General features: G+C 63.1%; 16 protein-coding genes. 9 read left to right on the forward strand and 7 right to left on the reverse strand.

Going from position 1 to position 18086, the window contains the following annotated elements; all coding sequences use genetic code 11:
• Positions 1-31 precede the first annotated feature (31 nt).
• From GPA25_RS12330 to GPA25_RS12350, 5 genes are all read left to right on the forward strand, one after another.
• The gene (locus GPA25_RS12330) at positions 32-832 is read left to right on the forward strand and encodes a phosphatase PAP2 family protein (RefSeq protein WP_169260691.1); all 801 of its coding nucleotides are present in this window, start codon (positions 32-34) and stop codon (positions 830-832) included.
• Positions 833-837: 5 nt separating this feature from the next.
• Positions 838-1752: a lysylphosphatidylglycerol synthase transmembrane domain-containing protein gene (locus GPA25_RS12335; protein WP_343034916.1), complete on the forward strand. Its 915-nt coding sequence runs from the start codon at positions 838-840 to the stop codon at positions 1750-1752.
• A gap of 5 nt (positions 1753-1757) precedes the next feature.
• Positions 1758-2804 (forward strand): glycosyltransferase family 2 protein, encoded by a 1047-nt coding sequence (locus GPA25_RS12340; protein WP_169260693.1) that lies wholly within the window; start codon positions 1758-1760, stop codon positions 2802-2804.
• A complete protein-coding gene (locus tag GPA25_RS12345; protein WP_169260694.1) occupies positions 2801-4357 on the forward strand; it encodes an ArnT family glycosyltransferase in 1557 nt (518 codons plus the stop codon). Before GPA25_RS12340 ends, GPA25_RS12345 begins: the two co-directional genes overlap by 4 nt.
• A 115-nt stretch (positions 4358-4472) precedes the next feature.
• Positions 4473-5186: a phosphatase PAP2 family protein gene (locus GPA25_RS12350; protein ID WP_169260695.1), complete on the forward strand. Its 714-nt coding sequence runs from the start codon at positions 4473-4475 to the stop codon at positions 5184-5186.
• Between the two features lie 23 nt (positions 5187-5209).
• Here the strand turns inward: GPA25_RS12350 and GPA25_RS12355 are convergent, their stop codons facing one another.
• The 3 genes from GPA25_RS12355 to GPA25_RS12365 form a co-directional block, all read right to left on the reverse strand.
• Entirely contained in the window at positions 5210-5638 is a 429-nt protein-coding gene (locus GPA25_RS12355; RefSeq protein WP_169260696.1) for a bactofilin family protein, read from the reverse strand.
• Between the two features lie 51 nt (positions 5639-5689).
• Positions 5690-5968 carry a hypothetical protein gene (locus GPA25_RS12360; protein ID WP_169260697.1) on the reverse strand — a complete coding sequence of 93 codons (279 nt, stop codon included), beginning with the start codon at positions 5966-5968 and terminating at the stop codon, positions 5690-5692.
• 96 nt (positions 5969-6064) lie between these two features.
• Complete coding sequence (locus tag GPA25_RS12365) at positions 6065-7057, reverse strand: M23 family metallopeptidase (protein ID WP_169260698.1); 993 nt, start codon at positions 7055-7057, stop codon at positions 6065-6067.
• Between the two features lie 320 nt (positions 7058-7377).
• Here GPA25_RS12365 and GPA25_RS12370 point away from each other — a divergent pair, with 320 nt between their 5' ends.
• Positions 7378-9420 carry an oxidoreductase gene (locus GPA25_RS12370; RefSeq protein ID WP_281357715.1) on the forward strand — a complete coding sequence of 681 codons (2043 nt, stop codon included), beginning with the start codon at positions 7378-7380 and terminating at the stop codon, positions 9418-9420.
• 63 nt (positions 9421-9483) lie between these two features.
• Here the strand turns inward: GPA25_RS12370 and GPA25_RS12375 are convergent, their stop codons facing one another.
• On the reverse strand, positions 9484-11409 hold the full coding sequence (locus GPA25_RS12375; RefSeq protein WP_169260699.1) for an FUSC family protein: 1926 nt from the start codon (positions 11407-11409) through the stop codon (positions 9484-9486).
• Positions 11410-11516: 107 nt separating this feature from the next.
• Positions 11517-13883 carry a phosphoenolpyruvate synthase gene (gene ppsA, locus GPA25_RS12380; RefSeq protein WP_169260700.1) on the reverse strand — a complete coding sequence of 789 codons (2367 nt, stop codon included), beginning with the start codon at positions 13881-13883 and terminating at the stop codon, positions 11517-11519.
• Positions 13884-13992: 109 nt separating this feature from the next.
• On the opposite strand from ppsA, the gene ppsR reads away from it, so the two are divergent.
• The 3 genes from ppsR to msrB are packed head-to-tail and all read left to right on the forward strand — an operon-like array spanning position 13993 to position 16491.
• Positions 13993-14826 carry a posphoenolpyruvate synthetase regulatory kinase/phosphorylase PpsR gene (gene ppsR, locus GPA25_RS12385; RefSeq protein ID WP_169260701.1) on the forward strand — a complete coding sequence of 278 codons (834 nt, stop codon included), beginning with the start codon at positions 13993-13995 and terminating at the stop codon, positions 14824-14826.
• Between the two features lie 39 nt (positions 14827-14865).
• Complete coding sequence (locus tag GPA25_RS12390) at positions 14866-16035, forward strand: DUF2863 family protein (RefSeq protein WP_169260702.1); 1170 nt, start codon at positions 14866-14868, stop codon at positions 16033-16035.
• 39 nt (positions 16036-16074) lie between these two features.
• Positions 16075-16491, forward strand: a complete 417-nt coding sequence (msrB, locus tag GPA25_RS12395; protein ID WP_169260703.1) for a peptide-methionine (R)-S-oxide reductase MsrB — start codon at positions 16075-16077, stop codon at positions 16489-16491.
• A gap of 23 nt (positions 16492-16514) precedes the next feature.
• Here the strand turns inward: msrB and GPA25_RS12400 are convergent, their stop codons facing one another.
• Both GPA25_RS12400 and GPA25_RS12405 read right to left on the reverse strand, forming a co-directional pair.
• Positions 16515-17204 (reverse strand): DUF599 domain-containing protein, encoded by a 690-nt coding sequence (locus tag GPA25_RS12400; protein ID WP_169260704.1) that lies wholly within the window; start codon positions 17202-17204, stop codon positions 16515-16517.
• A 28-nt stretch (positions 17205-17232) separates the two neighbouring features.
• Positions 17233-18086: alpha/beta fold hydrolase (locus GPA25_RS12405; RefSeq protein ID WP_246265645.1), on the reverse strand; the 854-nt coding region annotated here is incomplete at its 5' end.

An 18086-nucleotide genomic window follows, 5' to 3' on the forward strand; every position in this document is an offset into this window, starting at 1 on the left:
TAGAATTGCGCCCTTTGTCCGGCGCAGCCTGATGACCTCCGAAACACCGTCTTCCCTCCCCGGCAATGAAAGCACGTACTGGATCGTGGCGCCCGCCGGGATTCTCGCTTTGCTTGCGCTGGCGACGCTGGCAAGCGGACGCAACACGGAGTGGTTCGTCGAGTGGAACAGCATCGCCACTGCGGTGCCAGCGTTTCTGTGGGCCGGCGTGACCAACATCGGTTCGACCTCGGGAGCCTTTGCGCTGCTCGCCGGCTGGCTGGCATGGCGCCCGCGCTGGATTGCGGCCGCGGTATTGGCGGTCCCGGCGGGGGCGGCGTACACGCACGGACTCAAGGAATTTTTCGCCGAACCCCGCCCGGCTGCGGTGCTGCCACCCGAACAGATCCAAATCATCGGAGAAGCGCTGCGCACGGGCTCCTTTCCTTCCGGTCACTCTACAACGGCCTTCGGGTTCGCTGCCGTGGTCGCCCTGTGCAGCCTGATGACCGGCACCCGCCGAATTGCCTTGCTCGCGCTAACAGTGGCCGCTCTGGTGGCTTTCTCGCGCGTCGCGGTTGGCGCCCACTGGCCGCTGGACATTTTTGCCGGTGGCGCCGGCGGCTGGCTATGCGGCGCCATCGGCGTGTGGTGGTCGGCACGCTGGCGGTTCTGGACCACACCAGGCGGTGTTCGAGTACTCGCAATCCTGATGGCTGCCCTGTCCATATCGCTGATCTTCGAGGAACTGGGCTACCCGCAAGGCGTCTGGACACAGTACGTCCTTGCAGCGTGGGGCCTGGCCGGCGCCTTCATTGCGCTGAAGACCGGCGGCCGCAGGAGTGTGAATTGAAGCGGGTGCTGGCCTTACTGGCGAGTTTTGCCCTGCTTGCCTGGCTGGCGAGCGACGCGCGTTGGCGCGAACTGGGAGCTGCCTTTGCCCGCCTGACCGTCCCAGTTCTCATCGTTGGCGTCGCGGGCCTCTTCATCAGCTACGTGCTGCGTGCGGCACGCGTCCATGACGAATTTCGCGGCGACGCGGGCAACCGTTTTCGCGTGTGCCTGCGCATCGTTCTGATCCACAACGCGATGGTCAATGTCGTCCCGTTCCGCGGCGGCGAAGCTGCCTTTCCGTTACTGCTGCGACAGTCCTTCGGCACGCCGCTCGGACGCGCGCTTGCATCCTTGTTCTGGTTCCGACTGCAGGATGCGCTGGTGGTCGCGGTGCTCGCAGTGATCATCTGGCCCGGTCTATCGCTCGCGCTACGCTGCGCCGCGGTCGCAGTATTGATCGCGTTTGCGTGGTATCTGCCGCGATGGGCTCGCACGCCGCACGACTGGGCTGAAGGCCGGGCCATGGCGACCAAATTCGCCAAGCTGCGCGATGCATTTGCGGAGTCGACGCGCCATGCCCGCTTCGGCTGGATGTGGACGATCGCCAACTGGTCAGTCAAACTCGCAACCCAGGCATGGCTATTTGCCGCCTTGCTGCCCGCCCGACCGGCCGTAGGCGCCGCCGGCGCGCTGGGTGCGGAACTCGCGGCAATCCTGCCTGTCCAGGGTGTCGCCGGCTTCGGCACCTACGAGGCGGGTGCCGCGGCGGCGCTCCTGCCGCATGGAATTTCATTCGAGAGCGGCCTGCAAGCCGCTCTCGCGCTTCATCTTTTTGTGATTGCGTGCGCGGTCGGCGCCGGAGGCCTGGCGTGGCTGCTTCCTGCCCGCGCGGCAGACACCGCGCCCCCCGATCGCCCGCCCGTTTCCGGAAAATATTGATCCGCATGAACAAATCTCCCCTGCCGCCGGCCGAACCGCAGATTCCCGCGGAAATGCCCGAACACACTTTGTCGGTCGTCGTACCAATGTACAACGAAGCGGACAACGTCGAACCGCTCCTCCAACGCATCCACCTCGCACTCGGCCCCTACGAGTGGCCGTGGGAAGTCGTGCTCGTTGACGACGGCAGTTCGGACGCGACACCGGCGGAACTCGTTCGCTGCGCAAAACAGTTCGGGCCGCACGTGCGGATCGTCGAACTCATGCGTAATTTCAAGCAGACAGCCGCCATGCAGGCGGGACTGGATGCCGCGCGCGGCAGTGTCATCGTGACCATGGACGGCGACTTGCAGAACGACCCGATCGACATCCCGCGGATGGTCAATCGCCTGCTCAAGGAAGACCTCGACCTCGTCGCCGGCTGGCGCAAGGACCGTCAGGACGGCTTGCTGCTGCGCAAGATTCCCTCACGCATCGCCAACCGCCTGATCGCGCGCATGACGGGCGTGCATCTGAAGGACTACGGCTGCAGCCTCAAAGTGTTCCGCGCCAGCGCGATCAAGAGCGTGCGGCTTTACGGCGAAATGCACCGCTTCATCCCCGCGTGGCTGGCAACGGTGACTACGCCGCGGCGTATCGCGCAGGAGGTCGTCACCCATCACGCACGGGTATTCGGCCAGTCGAAATACGGTATTTCGCGCACCTTCCGTGTGGTGCTGGACCTGGTGTTCGTGTATTTCTTCATGCGCTATCGCACTCGCCCCGGCCATTTCTTCGGTGGCATCGGCATCGCGCTCGGTACCGTTGGCAGCCTGATTCTCGCCTACCTGCTCGCAGTGAAACTCGTGCTCGGCGAAGACATCGGCACCCGTCCGATGCTTTTCGGCGGCTTCTTCCTCGTCATCGCCGGTGTACAGATGGTCACGTCGGGCGTGCTGGCCGAACTGCTCACACGCATCTATTACGAATCCGGCTCGTCGCGCGCCTATCTGGCACGGCCCGCATTGGCGCTTGACGACACGGCCGGCTGGCACCGGAACGACAGTCGATGAGCACGTCAGCAACCGCCCTCCCGCGCCCGAGGCCTCAACTCGCCCTGCTGATCTTCCTGTTGCCGATCGTGGCATTCTTCCTGCGCCTCGGCGGGGCGCCGCTGTTCGACGTCGACGAAGGCGCATTCTCGGAAGCCACCCGCGAGATGTTCGAGCGGGGAGATTTCCTGTCGACCTATCTGAACGGCGAGCATCGTTTCGACAAGCCGATCCTCATCTACTGGCTGCAGGCACTCGGCTATCTCCTGTTCGGTGCCACCGAGTGGGCGTTCCGCCTTCCCTCCGCGGTCGCCGCCGCACTGTGGAGCTACGCCACGTGGTATTTCGCCCGCGAACGCTTCGGCGCCAATACCGCGCTTGCTGCGCTGGCGGTCACCGCCACCGCACTCGGGCCCTTCGCGATCGGCCGTGCCGCCACCGCCGATGCGCTGCTCAATCTGTTGCTTGCGCTCGCGCTGTTCGACGCCTGGCGACACCTCGAATCCGGCCGTCGTGCGCCGCTGCTGCGCAGCTTCGTGTGGATCGGCCTGGGGGTATTGACAAAAGGGCCGATCGCGCTGCTGGTGCCGGGCACCGTCAGCTTCCTCTACTGTGCCAGTCGCGGCGAATGGAAGCGCTGGACACGTGCGGTGTTCGACCCGGTGGGTCTGGTGATTCTCGCGGCACTGGTCGTACCCTGGTACGCAGCGGCGCTGGCGATCCACGGTCAGGCGTTTATTGACGGCTTCATCCTCAAGCACAACGTCGAGCGCTTTACCGGCACACTCGAAGGCCACGCCGGCAGCCTGTTCTATTACGTGCTGGCGGTTCCACTTCTGCTGTTGCCGTGGACCGGGCCGCTTGTCGCCACGGTGCGCCACGTGCGCGCGGACATCGCCACGGGGGTGCGGCGATTTCTGTGGGTCTGGGCCGCGTTTGTCGTCGTGTTCTTTTCGCTCTCCGGCACCAAATTGCCGCATTACGTGCTGTACGGCGCGACACCACTGTTCTTGCTGATCGCCGTGCACCGCAACGAGTTGCGCCGCGCGCGGCTCCACCTGCTTGCACCAACACTGTTCCTGATTACCCTGCCGCTGCTACCGCTGATCTTCAATGCGCTGGCAGCGAGCGATGCAGGCAATGCGTACTACCGCGCCCAGCTTGGCCTGGCACTGGGCGAAGCCTCGCCCGAATACTATCTGATCACGATCGGTGGCTTGCTGGTCTGGCTCTGGCTGGCGGCACGCTGGAATGCGGCCACGTGGATGAAGGTTGCCGCAGCTGCAGTAATTCAAGTGGTGGTTCTCAGTACAGTGGTCGTACCGTGGGCTGGCGCTGTCCTGCAGGGGCCGGTCAAGGAAGCAGCATTGCTGGCACGGAAAATCGGAGAACCGGTCGTAGCCTGGCGTTATTACGCACCGAGCTTCAGTGTCTATCGTCAGGCCATAACCGTCGATCGCGTCCCTGCTCCCGGCGAGCTTGCCCTCACGCGTACCGACCGACTGCCCGCGAGCGGTATCGAAATGCTCTACAGCAAAGGCGGGGTCGCGCTGATACGCAAGCTGCCAGACTGAAAAGCCCCGCGCGACTCGAACCTTTATCAATCCAACGGAACAGACGGATGCCTCCAGGCAACATCAGCACGACACGCAGACCGGCAGGTTCTAACACCCATCGAGGCGCAACGCGATGAGCCGCCTGACCTTGGTTATGTGCGTCAGCTTGCTGGCGTGTGCAGTGCTGTTCACGAGCGTTCCCGAGATAGACCTGGCCGTGTCACGCGCGTTCTTCGAGCCCGAGCAAGGTTTCGTCGGCGAGCGCGACGCCTTCGTGCAGTCGCTCTACAAAGGCGTCCCGCTGATGTCGCGCGCGATCATCATTGGTCTGCTGATCGCGATGTTTGCCTACTCGATCCAGCGGGGGGAGACCGGGGCGCGGCGGCGCATTCAGGTCGGTTACCTGATCGTCGCGCTGGCACTTGGCCCCGGACTTCTGATCGACGTCGCACTGAAAGACAATTGGGGGCGCGCCCGCCCAGCCAAGATTGTCGATTTTGGAGGAACCCAGATTTTTTCTCCGGCCCTGAAACCGACCGATCAGTGCCAGAACAACTGTTCCTTCGTCAGTGGCCACGCGTCTGCAGGGTTCTACTTGGTGAGCCTGGGTTTTCTCGGCGGCGCGGCGGCACGCCGGCGCTGGACGCTGATTGGATTGGCAGCCGGAGCGCTATTCGGCTTTGGCCGCATCACGCAGGGTGGGCATTTTCTCAGCGATATCGTATTCAGCTTCTACGCGACATGGTTCGCGGCATGGCTGGCATGGCTGGCATTCCGGCAATTCGGCTGGCTACCGGATGAACCCAATCCCGCAGCCGACCCGCTGCAAGCAGAGCACGTAAACTGAGCTCCCCGTCGCGGTGGCCCTGGTCAGCGTGAGGCCGCTGCCGGACTTGATGCCGAAATATCGATGACCTTGCCGTCCGCACTCGATTCAACTGCTTTTTCGAGCTGACCGTCAACCACCGCACCACACTCCATCTGCAGCTGGCGGTAAGTGATATTTCCCGAAACGCGCGCGTTCGACTGGAGTTCGAGAAAATGCTCGACTTCAAGATCGCCGGAGATGCTTCCGTTGATCACGGCATCGTACGCGCGCACGCGTCCGACGATCGTGCCTTTATCGCTAAGCACAAGCAGGCTGCGCTCACCATCCTTGCTGAGCACATTCCCCTCGATCTTGCCATCCACCCGCAATCCGCCGGAAAACAGCACGTCACCGACAATTTCCAGATTGTCCGCGACAAGGCTCGAGAGTTTGGTCACTTCGATCGACTTGTTGCGCTTGCGTCCGAACATTACTCCTGCACTCCTGATTTATTGCCCGCCCCGCGTTCTTGCCTGAGTCCTTCACTTGCCCGGCGCACGCGCGCCCGCAGACTTGAGAAACGCCAGCTCTTCGCGCACTTGCTTGAGCTGTTCGTTGAGAGTCACCACCTGACGCTCCAGCTCGCCGCGGGTGGCGAGCTCCACTTCAAAATCGAAACGCGACTTCGCCAACGCATCCCGTAATTGGTGGTTTTCGGCGCGTACGTCCGAAAGAAAGGACGCCGGCGCGAGATGATTCTCGAAATATCGGAAACCGACCACCGCAAGAACCACCCCCCCCAGTACCAGCAGGAGCGTCACGAACAGCCTCCGATAGCCGCGCGAAGGAGCCAAAGCGTAGGCCTTGCGCGTGAGGTCGTAACTGTACGAGAAGCGCCCCGAAGACATCGGTGACACTCAGAACCGCGCCAGATAATACGCTGGATCGACGACGAGCCCGTCCTTGATGACCTCGAAATGCAGGTGTGACCCAGTCGACCGCCCCGTGGACCCGATCTCGGCAATCTTCTGACCGGGCATCACGATCTGGCCGACCCGCGCATGCAGTTTCGAAGCATGGGCATAACGCGTTACGAGACCGCCGCCGTGGTCGATTTCAACCGTATTACCGTATTCCGCGCGATACCCGGCAAAGCTCACGCGCCCGCCCCCGCTCGCGGCAATCGCCGTACCTTTCAGGGCAGGATAATCGACGCCGCTGTGAAACGCGGGGCGCCTCTGGAACGGATCGACCCGGTTGCCGAAAGTCGACGTGATGTCGACGTCGGCCACCGGTGAACGGCCCGGAAACGCCATGTAGGCCAGGTTGAATGTGGTAGCAAGCTTATCAATGTGCATGAAGGCGTCACGGACGCGCTCGATGTCCTGCTCCATGCGGGAAAGCTCGTCGGTCAGCAAACTGGGCTCACCCATTTCGACACGCTGCGATGCTTCGACAAGGCGTGAAACCGGGTCCGCCACGCGCGGCGAGAATGCGGACGACGGCGTCAGCCAGGGACCGCCAGCGGAAGCCGCCGGCGGCGTCTTGGCAATTCGGCCCGACTTGATTTCGGCCGCGGAGCTGTCCTTGATACGGGCCTCGAAATCCTTGATCAGACCGATGCGGGCTGCAAGGCCGGCAGCCTCGGCTTCGAGCTGAACCATACGACCGGACAGCTCCCCGAAACGATCAATGAGCAGACGGCCTTCCGGCTGTGCGGGATCGATCGATGCACTGTCGACCGTCACCGGACGGCTTTCCGGCGCGGGGCTGAAACCATAACCAAGGGCAAAACCGCCCCCCACTGCCGCCATAACCGCAAGCGCAGAGACACCCAGGAAGGTACGCGCGCTGATGGTGCGTAAGTTGGACTGGGCCAGGGTTCCGGCGGAAAGAATGACAAATGCCATCCGTCGCCTCCATGATGAGACGTTGACCAGGCACCGCGAACGAACAAATCGCGGTGGGCGAAAACGGATTCCGACGAAATCCATTTGCACAAAATGAACTTGCCGGAACAAAGGTGCGCGATTCTATCACCAAAATCGTAGTCCGGCGTCCACTCATTTCCCCAACGTTTCCACCCGCCCGAAGCCTCACCGACGCACGTCATATCACCGCGAGCTGCCCCCTCCTACTGGCCGTGAGGGAGGCAAGGCACTATCATCGGCGTATCGCGACGATACGGTACCGTACGTCGAATAACATAAAGATATCAAGGAGACAAATCATGATGCGCCCCGCCGATGCACGCCCGACTGCCGCCTACCCGCGGCTGCTCGAACCCCTCGACCTCGGCTTCTGCACGCTGAAGAATCGCGTCCTGATGGGCTCGATGCACACCGGACTGGAGGAGTCGGGCAACGGATTCGCCAAGCTTGCGGCCTTCTACGCGGCGCGCGCGCGTGGCGGGGTGGGCCTGATCGTGACCGGTGGCATTGCCCCCAACAGCGAAGGCGTGATCTTCCCCGGGGCCTCGGCACTTACCAATGAGGACGAGGTCGCCCATCACCGGCTGATTACGGAGGCCGTACATGCAGAGGGGGGAAAAATCTGCATGCAGATTCTGCACACTGGCCGTTATGCCTACCACCGCGGTTCGGTCGCGCCGTCGGCGCTGAAGGCGCCGATTTCGCCGAGCACTCCGCGCGAAATGACGGAAGACGACATCGAGCGCACGATCGAAGACTACGCTCATTGCGCCGCACTGGCGAACAGGGCCGGCTACGACGGCGTCGAGGTGATGGGTTCCGAGGGTTACCTGATTAACGAATTTACCGTGCTGCAGACCAACCACCGCAAGGACCGCTGGGGCGGCAGCATGGAGAACCGCCACCGCTTTCCGGTCGAGATCGTCCGGCGGGTACGCGAACGGGTAGGGCGCGAATTCATCGTCATCTACCGTATATCGATGCTCGACCTCGTCGAGGCCGGTGCACCGTGGGAAGAGATCGTTGAGCTCGCCAAAGCCGTCGAGGCCGCCGGCGCGACGCTGATCAATACCGGGGTCGGATGGCACGAAGCGCGCATCCCGACCATCGCCACAATGGTGCCCCGCGCGGCCTTCACCTGGGTGACGCAGCGCATGAAGGGCGAAGTGAAGATCCCGCTGATCACGTCAAACCGCATCAACACCCCTGAAGTGGCCGAGCAGGTGCTTGCACGCGGTGACGCCGACATGGTTTCGATGGCCCGCCCCTTCCTTGCCGATCCCGATTTCGTCGTCAAGGCGGAAGCCGGCCGCAGCGACGAGATCAATACCTGCATCGCTTGCAATCAGGCCTGCCTCGACCACATCTTCGAGGCGAAGCCTTGCACCTGTCTGGTCAACCCGATCGCCTGCCGCGAGACCGAATTCATTATCTCTCCTGCGGCGACGAGCAAGCGCGTCGCGGTGGTCGGCGCCGGCCCGGCAGGCATGGCCGCGGCAGCAACGGCAGCCGAACGCGGCCACAGCGTAACGCTGTTCGACAGCGCGGCCGAAATTGGCGGTCAGTTCAATCTCGCAAAGCGGATTCCGGGCAAGGAGGAGTTCGCCGAGACGCTCCGCTACTTCGGCCGCCGGCTGCAGAAAGCCGGCGTCGAGTTGCGCCTGAATCAGCGCGTGACGGCCGGCGACCTTGCCGGACGCTTTGACTCGGTGCTGCTCGCAACCGGCATCGCGCCTCGCACACCGAATATCCCCGGCATTGAGCACCCGAAAGTCACAAACTACATCGACGTGATTACGGGCAGAAAGCCGGTCGGGCGCAAGGTAGCGGTCATCGGTGCCGGCGGCATTGGTTTCGACGTCAGCGAATTCCTCACCCACGCCGATCTCGCCACGGACCCGATCGAGCATTACCGGCGCGAATGGGGCATCGATTCGACCTATGCCGGCCGCGGCGGCCTGTGCGAACCGCAGGACGAAGAACGACCGCGCCAGCTTTGGCTGTTGCAGCGCAAGCCCACCAAGGTTGGCGAAGGTCTCGCGAAAACCACCGGCTGGATCCGTCGCACCCTGCTCACCCGGCGGGGGGTGAAGATGCTCGCCGGAGTGACCTACGACCGCATCGACGACGCCGGCCTGCACATTACCGTCGACGAGCAGTCCCGCTGTCTGGATGTCGACAGCATCGTAGTCTGCGCCGGCCAGGATCCGCTGCGCGAACTGCATGGGCCCTTGCAGGCGGAGGGCATTGATGTACGGCTCATCGGTGGCGCCGATGTCGCAGCCGAACTCGATGCCAAACGTGCAATCGACCAAGGCACGCGCGTCGCGGCAGCACTCTGAATCTCGCCCCCGGATTGCGCAGCCTCCGGGGGCGGCGCAATCCGGGGATTCAGTTCGCAAGGGCTATTCCCGGTTGTCCGGCCTTGCCGGGACACCAAAGTTCAACAGGTCGGCCGCGCGGACGAGCATGCCGGCGAGTGACCGAATCGCTAGCTTGTGCGTGTCGTCATCGGCCGCGTCCGCCAACGCGAGCAATGCTTGCGCGGTCTGTTGCGGCAGCATTTGCTGCTTCAGTATCCCGACGAGCAGCGCTTTCACGGCGTCCGGCATGCCCAGACGCTGCATGTCGATCAGCGACTGCCCCACGTTCAGCGTCGCCAGCAAGCCCTCGGGCCAGCGTTCGCCAAGCCCTTCCGCCCGCCCCAGATGCAGCGTCAGACGCAGAATCTGGCGTGCGCCCCGGGCGTGCCAATCCACAGGATTCGTATTTGCACCGAACTCGACGATGCGAAGCAGGTCGCGACGGATCATTGCCGCCGCATCCACCGCTTGTCGTTCGGCACGGCGTGGCAAGAGGATGAAACCGCCGGCCAGTACGACCGCAGGCAAGATCAGTGCGGCCGAATCGCCGAGGATCCTGCCGACGTCATCTGTAGCGGGCATACCGGCTTGCGAGGCCAGCAGGAAGCACATGTTGGCGTCGACGGCAGGGATGGCGGTTTGCGGATGCACACGGACGAATCCGCCCACGAGCAGGAACGGCGCGATCGTCAGCAATAGCCCCGTTGTGGTGGCGATCTCGGGCTGCACCGCCAGGCGGTAGAAGACGGCCGCGACAACGCCAGCAACGACGCCGGTCAACAACTTTGGCGCGATCAACTGGGGCAAGGGCAAGGAACCCAGCACCATGACGAAGATGCTCACGCCCAAAGCTGCCAGTTGAAGTGGTGGCCACGGCCACCATAATCCGGGCAGCGCGGCCGCAAAGCTCGCCCCCCCTGCCAGCGTACCGGCGCGCCATGCCAGCCGCCACTCACGGTGCGGTGCCAGCCAGGCCTGACGCAGTCTCGGAGCAACGGAAGGACCGGAAACCGCATCTGGGCGGTTCAGTGCGACGTCGGCGTCGAGAATCTGCCAGATGGCGCCCTTCAAACGCAGCAAGTCTGCGTCTTGGCGCGTATCGATGCGCCGCTCATCCTCCGCCATAGGGCTGTCCCATGCGCTGCGGAGGTGGGCCGCGATGCGATCCAACTGATCCAGCAAGACCGCATCACAAGGGATGCTCTTGTTGCGTATCGCCTGCGCCCCAGCCATCGTCGTCAGCGATCCGATGATGAGCAGATCCACGTCACCCAAGCGCCGATACCCCGCCACCGATCCGGCCGAAGTCAGACGCGCCGAGGCATCAAGTTTGCTGATCAGACCGAGTATCCGGCGCTCTTCCTTGCCATGATGCTCCGACATGCCCTCGCGCAGCACGCGCGCCGCATACGCCACGGCCTCTGCGGACACGGCTCGTATCTGGGCATAAAAATCCGACAGCGGCGACTCGGGCGTCAGCGCCGCCAGCACCAGTGTGCTGACCACCACGCCGATCAGCGTACACAGCACGCGCGCCATGGCGATATCGATCGAATCGGATGGCATCAGCACCGACGGAATTACAACCACCGCCGCCGTCATTCCAGCCAACAGGGCGGCGTACCCGAGCACACCGCGCAGGACATGGGTCAGTCCTGCATTTACCGCGATCCAAACCGCCAGTACGAGGAGTTGCACATACGGCGAAGTCGGAATGTGCATCAGGGCAAAACCCACGCCCGCGCCGATCAGGGTACCGACGATCCGATACAGCGCGCGCTCCACAACCAGGCCACGCGACGCCTGCGTGAGCACCCACACCGGCATCGCCGCCCAATAGGCATTGTGAACATGCAGCGCCGCGGCAATCGCAAACGACAGCCACGCTGCGAGTGCAAGCGCCAGGGCCTTGCGGGCAAGGGGCCAGTCAAAGCCGAGGAAAGTCGGTACCGACGCAGGCGAATTCATCTTTTTGCTTGGTGACGGTTGGCGCGGCTCATCTCACAGCGGATTCCCAATGCGGGAGCAAAAACGGCGGCCGAAGCCGCCGTTTCCATTCCGCAAACTGATCAGGCTCAGTTCTTGACGTGCGCCGCCAGCTTCAACCACGTATCGACGACCGTATCCGGGTTCAGCGAGATGGTCTGGATGCCCTCGTCCATCAGCCACTCGGCGAAATCGGCATGGTCTGACGGCCCCTGGCCGCAGATACCGACATATTTGCCGAGACGGTTGGCAGACTTGATCGCCATCGACAGCAGCTGCTTGACCGCCGGATCGCGTTCGTCGAACGCATGGGCGACAAGACCCGAGTCACGATCGAGGCCGAGCGTAAGCTGGGTCAGGTCGTTCGAGCCGATCGAGAAGCCGTCGAAATGCTCAAGGAAGGCGTCGGCGAGCAGCGCGTTCGACGGAATCTCGCACATCATGATCAGCTTGAGATCGTTGGTGCCGCGCTTCAGGCCGTGCGCCGCGAGCAGGTCGACGACGCCGCTCGCTTCCTCGACGTTGCGCACGAACGGAATCATGATCTGCACGTTGGTCAGGCCGAGTTCGTTGCGCACCTTCTTCATCGCGATGCATTCGAGTTCGAAGCAGTCGCGGAAGCTGTGCGCGATGTAGCGTGAGGCGCCGCGGAAGCCGAGCATCGGGTTTTCTTCTTCCGGCTCGTAGATCTCGCCGCCGAGCAGCTTGCGGTACTCGTTCGACTTGAAGTCGGACATGCGCACGATCACCGGCTTCGGGTAGAAGGCCGCGGCAATCGTCGCCACGCCCTCGACCAACTTCTCGATGAAGAACTGCTTCGGCGTCGCGTAGCCACGCGAACGGCGCAGGATCTCGTCACGCAGGTTGGCCGGCACCTGGCTGAGCTCGAGAATCGCCTTCGGGTGGATGCCGATCATGTTGTTGATGACGAACTCGAGGCGCGCCAGGCCGACGCCACCGTTCGGAATCTGCGCGAACTCGAAAGCGAGTTCGGGATTGCCGACGTTCATCATGATCTTCACCGGAATCTCGGGCAGGTTGCCCATGTCGGTAGTGATGACCTCAAAGTCGAGGCGGCCGCGATACACATAGCCGGTATCGCCCTCGGCGCAGGAAACCGTCACCGAATCGCCCTCCGCCAGCACCTCGGTGGCGTTGCCGCAGCCGACGATTGCCGGAATGCCCAGCTCGCGCGCGATGATCGCTGCGTGGCAGGTACGCCCGCCGCGGTTGGTGACGATCGCGCTGGCGCGCTTCATCACCGGCTCCCAGTTCGGGTCGGTCATGTCGGTGACGAGGATGTCGCCGGCCTGCACGCGGCTCATTTCCGACGCGTCGGCAACCACGCGCACGGTGCCCGCACCGATCTTCTGGCCGATCGCACGGCCGTGGGTGAGTGCCTTGCCGTACTGCTTGAGGCGGTACTTTTCCATCACGTGGCCGGTGGACTGGCTCTTCACCGTCTCGGGCCGCGCCTGCAGGATGTACAGTTTGCCATCCTCGCCATCCTTGCCCCACTCGATGTCCATCGGACGACCGTAGTGCTGCTCGATCACGACGGCGTAGCGCGCGAGTTCCAGCACGTCTTCGTCAGTCAGCGAGAACTTGACGCGTTCGACTTCGGCGACATCGACGGTGCGCACCGACTTGCCGGCTTCCTTCTTGTCGGCAAAGACCATCTTGATCAGCTTGGAACCCAGGTTGCGGCGGATGACGGCCGGCCTGCCCAGCGCCAGCGTGGGCTTATGCACGTAGAACTCGTCGGGGTTCACCGCCCCCTGAACCACCGTTTCGCCCAGACCATACGAAGCGGTGATGAACACCACCTGGTCGAAGCCCGACTCGGTATCGATGGTGAACATCACGCCCGACGCGCCGGTGTCCGAGCGCACCATGCGCTGCACGCCGGCCGACAGCGCCACTTCGGCGTGCGTGAAGCCCTTGTGCACGCGGTAGGCGATGGCACGGTCGTTATACAGCGACGCGAACACTTCCTTCATCGCGTGCAGGATGTTCTCGTAGCCGTGGATGTTGAGGAAGGTTTCCTGCTGCCCCGCAAACGAGGCGTCGGGCAGATCCTCGGCCGTGGCCGATGAACGCACCGCGAAACTACCCTCGCCTTCTGCGGTCAGCGCGTTGTAGGCAGCGTGAATTTCAGCTTCCAGCCTGGCGGGGAAAGGCGTATCGATCATCCACTGACGGATCTGCGCGCCGGTCTTTGCCAGCTTTTCCACGTCATCCACGTCCAGCGCATCGAGTGCAGCACGAATCCGCTCCGCCAAGCCTTGATGGGCAAGGAACTCGCGGAACGCGTCCGCAGTGGTCGCGAAACCGCCCGGCACCCGCACGCTGGCAGGTAGCTGGCTGATCATCTCGCCGAGCGAGGCGTTCTTGCCACCGACCTGCTCTACGTCTGACATGCGCAGTTCAGTGAAGGGAATGACATAACGGGTCATGAATGGCCTTCCGATTTTGTTGGGGAGAAAGCAAAATGCGATTTTACCGGCAATTGCTGCTCTGCCGCACGGCAGGTTTTCCCCAATACCCCATTTTTTGGCCTGGACAATGAGCGATCTACCCATTCGTACCGTCTTCTTCGTCTCGGACGGTACCGGCATCACCGCCGAAACGCTGGGCCACAGCCTGCTTGCACAGTTTCCCGATGCGCGCTTGCGTCAGGTTCGCATCCCTTTCGTCGACGATCTCGACAAAGCGCTCGACGCCGCACGCCAGATCCGCGAGGCACGGATAACTGATGGCGTGCGCCCGATCGTCTTCAGCACGCTGGTCAACCCCGACCCGAAAAGCGGATTGCACGGAATCGACGCGCTGTTCGTCGACCTGTTCGAGCAATTCATCGTGCCTCTCGAAGCAGAACTCGGTCAGCGTTCGACACACGCAGTCGGGCGCTTCCACGGCATTGCCGACAGCCAGAACTACAAGGCGCGCATCGAGGCGATCAACTTCGCGATGTCACACGATGACGGTGTCTCGACAGACGGCGAACTGGCCGACGCGGACGTGATCCTGGTCGGCGTGTCGCGCTCCGGCAAGACGCCGACGAGCCTGTATCTGGCGATGCAATTCGGCGTAAAGGCGGCGAACTACCCGCTAATCCCCGAGGATTTCGAACGCAACAAACTCCCGGGAGAGCTCCATCGCCATCGCCCCAAACTCTTCGGCCTGACCATCGCCGCCGAACGCCTGTCGCAGATTCGCCAGGAGCGACGCCCCAATAGCCGCTACGCGTCGATCGACAACTGCCGCTTCGAGATCGACGCGGCCCAAAAGCTGATGCGCCGCGAGAACATCCAGTGGCTGGACTCGACGACGAAATCGATCGAAGAGATTTCGGCTACCATCCTGCAGGCCGTGCGATTGAACAAGCCCGCCTACTGAGCCGCGCACGGCTGCAACATCTCCCAAACAGGAATCATCATGAAAAGACCCCGTCAAAAACGCCGCGGTGGTTTGGGCCGCGATGCCGAAAAGCTGATCTGGCTGGCCACCGGGCTGGCCGAATCGGGCAGCCGCGCCGAAGACCGCTATTGGGACCGGCATCTGTGCGACACCATCGACCGCATCCTTGAAGAGGGCGACGAGGAGACCCTCAACGCCGCGCTCGATCATCTCTACAGCGCCGAACCGCGCGGCTATGACGAACTGGCCGACTTCATCGAGTCGCGTGCCGAGAGCGCGCCGGGCGTATCGCCCGAGCACGATATCCTGCTGATCGCTGCGCCGGTACTTGCGTGGTCGCGCTACCGCATCCCCGCCAACAGCATTCCGTCCGCGGTACTCGCCAACCTGCGCGTGCACCTGCAGGCGCATGTGCTCGCCAACAAGGTCAAACTGGCACTCGCCGATTTCCTCTTCAGCCCGGATCAGTTGCCGCAGGGCTACTCCGCCACGGCCGCCTTTGTGGCCGAACTCGGGCGTGCCGCGATCGGCGGGCGCGATCTGCATATCGACACCGAGGGTATGCCGGAAACTGCGCAATTCCTGTCGGACACACGCTATCTGCTGGCCGCCATCGCAGTACCCAAGGGCGAAGCCCTGTTTGCCTGGCAGGAGGCCGACCGCACCCGTGAACAGTCACTGACCCAGTGGCGCATGCAGGGCGGCGCCTGTCTGGCACCGCTGATGCCCGGCTGTGCAATGGAAGTCGTGCTGCCGGAAGCGTATTTCGCCGCCAGCCGTCAAGCCGACAAGGATGGCCGTCCGTATGCGATCCGCGCCTCGGTCGCCTTCCTCGGCGCCGAACTCGAGACCCCCGCCGCCAGCGTGCGCGCGGTGATCGCACCCTTCCACGACCGTGAGCTCGAGGAGTACCGCGTAGGCCTGACCCTGCGTGGAAAGGATCAGGTGGTGCATGGCGTAGTGTGGCCATTGCTGGGCGCCGAGGACGAGAATGTCGACGGCCCGGCCGAGATTGAAGCGGTGCTACGCGACTGTGGCGTAACGGATATCGTGAACCTCGAGCACCGTTTCCCGCTCGAATACTGCGATGACTGCGGCGCCCCCCTGTACCCATCGCCGGACGGCGAGATCGTGCATGCGGAGATGCCCGACGAGCACGGCGAACAGCCCCCCCGGCACCTGCATTGACACGGCAGGCGCGCGCAGTCCCAAGCGAAGGAGATCCTGATGAGCCGCAAGATCGAGAAAACGGATGCGGAATGGCGCGCGCAACTCTCCCCGACACAGTACGAAGTGACCCGCAAGAAAGGCACTGAGCGCGCCTTCACCGGCGAATACTGGAACTGCTGGGACAAGGGCGAGTACCGCTGCGTATGCTGCGGCGCTCCGCTGTTCCATTCGGAGCACAAGTTCGATGCCGGCTGCGGCTGGCCAAGCTTCTGGACCGCGGCGGCGCCCGAAAATGTCGACAGTGCCGAAGACCGCAGCCACTTGATGCACCGCACCGAAGTGCTTTGCCACCAGTGCGGCGGCCATCTCGGACATGTGTTCGAGGACGGCCCTGCCCCGACAGGACTGCGCTACTGCATCAATTCGGCATCGATTCGCTTCGACCCGGAAAATTCCGGCAGCGACACCGAATAGCGTTTCGCGCCGCGCTCGCCCCTTCAGGTACGATCCATTTCGCTCGCGAGCGACGTCAAAACTGACGAGGCGAAATCTCGCCGGTACAGCACGACGACAATCACCGTGGTGACCAACAGGAACAACCATGGCTGGATGAACCAGGCGACCGCCGCGAGACCGAAGTAATAGGCGCGAATTCCGCGATTGAACTCGTCACCGGCGAGCGAATTGACCATCGCGAGCCGCTGCGCCGCAGCCTCGGCCACGGCACCCGAAACGCCGGACGGACTTGCGCCGATCAGGATCGAAAGCATGTTGAACTGGCGCAGCGACCAGGTAAATTTGAAATACGCCACCACGAACACCGTCAACAACAGCACGAGCTTCAATTCCGATAGCTCGCGCGAGGTTTCGCGCGCGAACGGCAGGTCGGCGGCAAAGCGGATCACCTGGTCCAGCGCACCGAGCACCGCGAGCAGACCGGCGATGATGTAGATCGTGGTGTTCGCATAGAAGGACACGCTCTGCATCAGGTTACCCACCAGTGATGCGTCGGTCACGCGCACCTCGCGTATCAGCAGTTCGCGCGCCCATTGCAGGCGGTAGCGGTGGCTCACGTCCATCAAGCCCTTCGCCGCCCACCTGCTGTTCTCCGAGAACCAGCCGTAACCCGCCCAAGCAACCAGGAACCAGCCAAGCGCAACCCAGTCGAGAATCGATATCTTGGTCATCAGGCGCTCGCTCCGCGGAATTCCCGATTTACTTTGCGAGCAGGAAGTCCCGCACCAATGCAATCTGGCTGGCATCCATCAGCATCGGCGCATGGCCCACACCCGGAACCTCGGCCAGGCGCGCACGTGGCCCGTGCTCGGCCATTTGCTGGAAGGTTGCCACTTCGAGCAGATCGGTCTCCGCTCCGCGGATCGCAAGCGTCGGACAGTGTATCGCCCTGTAGACATCCCACAGATCGACGTCGAGCAGGATCGGAGCGTCACGGAAGACATCCCCCAGGCCGGGGTCGTAGATCATCGCAAACCCACCTTCGACCGGGCGCACCGAATAGCGCGTCAGGTGCTGCCATTGCTCGTCGGTAAGCGGCCCGAATGGCGCGCTGACTTCGCGGATCCACGCTTCGGCGGCCTGCATACTGGGAAATTTCGGCGCACGGCCGACATATTCCCCGATTCGTCGCAGCGATGTGGCGGTGATCACGGGGCCGACATCATTGAGGACCAGGCGCGAAATCGGGCTATGCGGCTGGCTCGCGATCAGCATGCCGATAATCCCGCCCATCGACGTGCCGATCCAATGCACAGTCCGGGCATCGAGGCGCGCTAACAATGTAATCATGTCCGACACATACAGCGGAAACCCGTAATCGGCCTTCACGCCAAGCCAGTCACTGCGTCCCCGCCCCACGACATCCGGACACACAACGCGATAGTCATCGGCCAGCGCCTGGGCCAGAAAGTCGAAGTCGCGCCCGTTGCGCGTCAGCCCATGAGCGCAGATCAGCACCTTGCCGTTGGCAGGATCGCCCCACTCCGTATAGGCCATGCGGTGGAAACCGTGCGGCCCGATGCACTGTACCGACTTCTCGCGCAGTCCATGAT

The organism is Aromatoleum diolicum (genome assembly GCF_012910955.1).
Taxonomy (GTDB): Bacteria; Pseudomonadota; Gammaproteobacteria; order Burkholderiales; family Rhodocyclaceae; genus Aromatoleum; species Aromatoleum diolicum.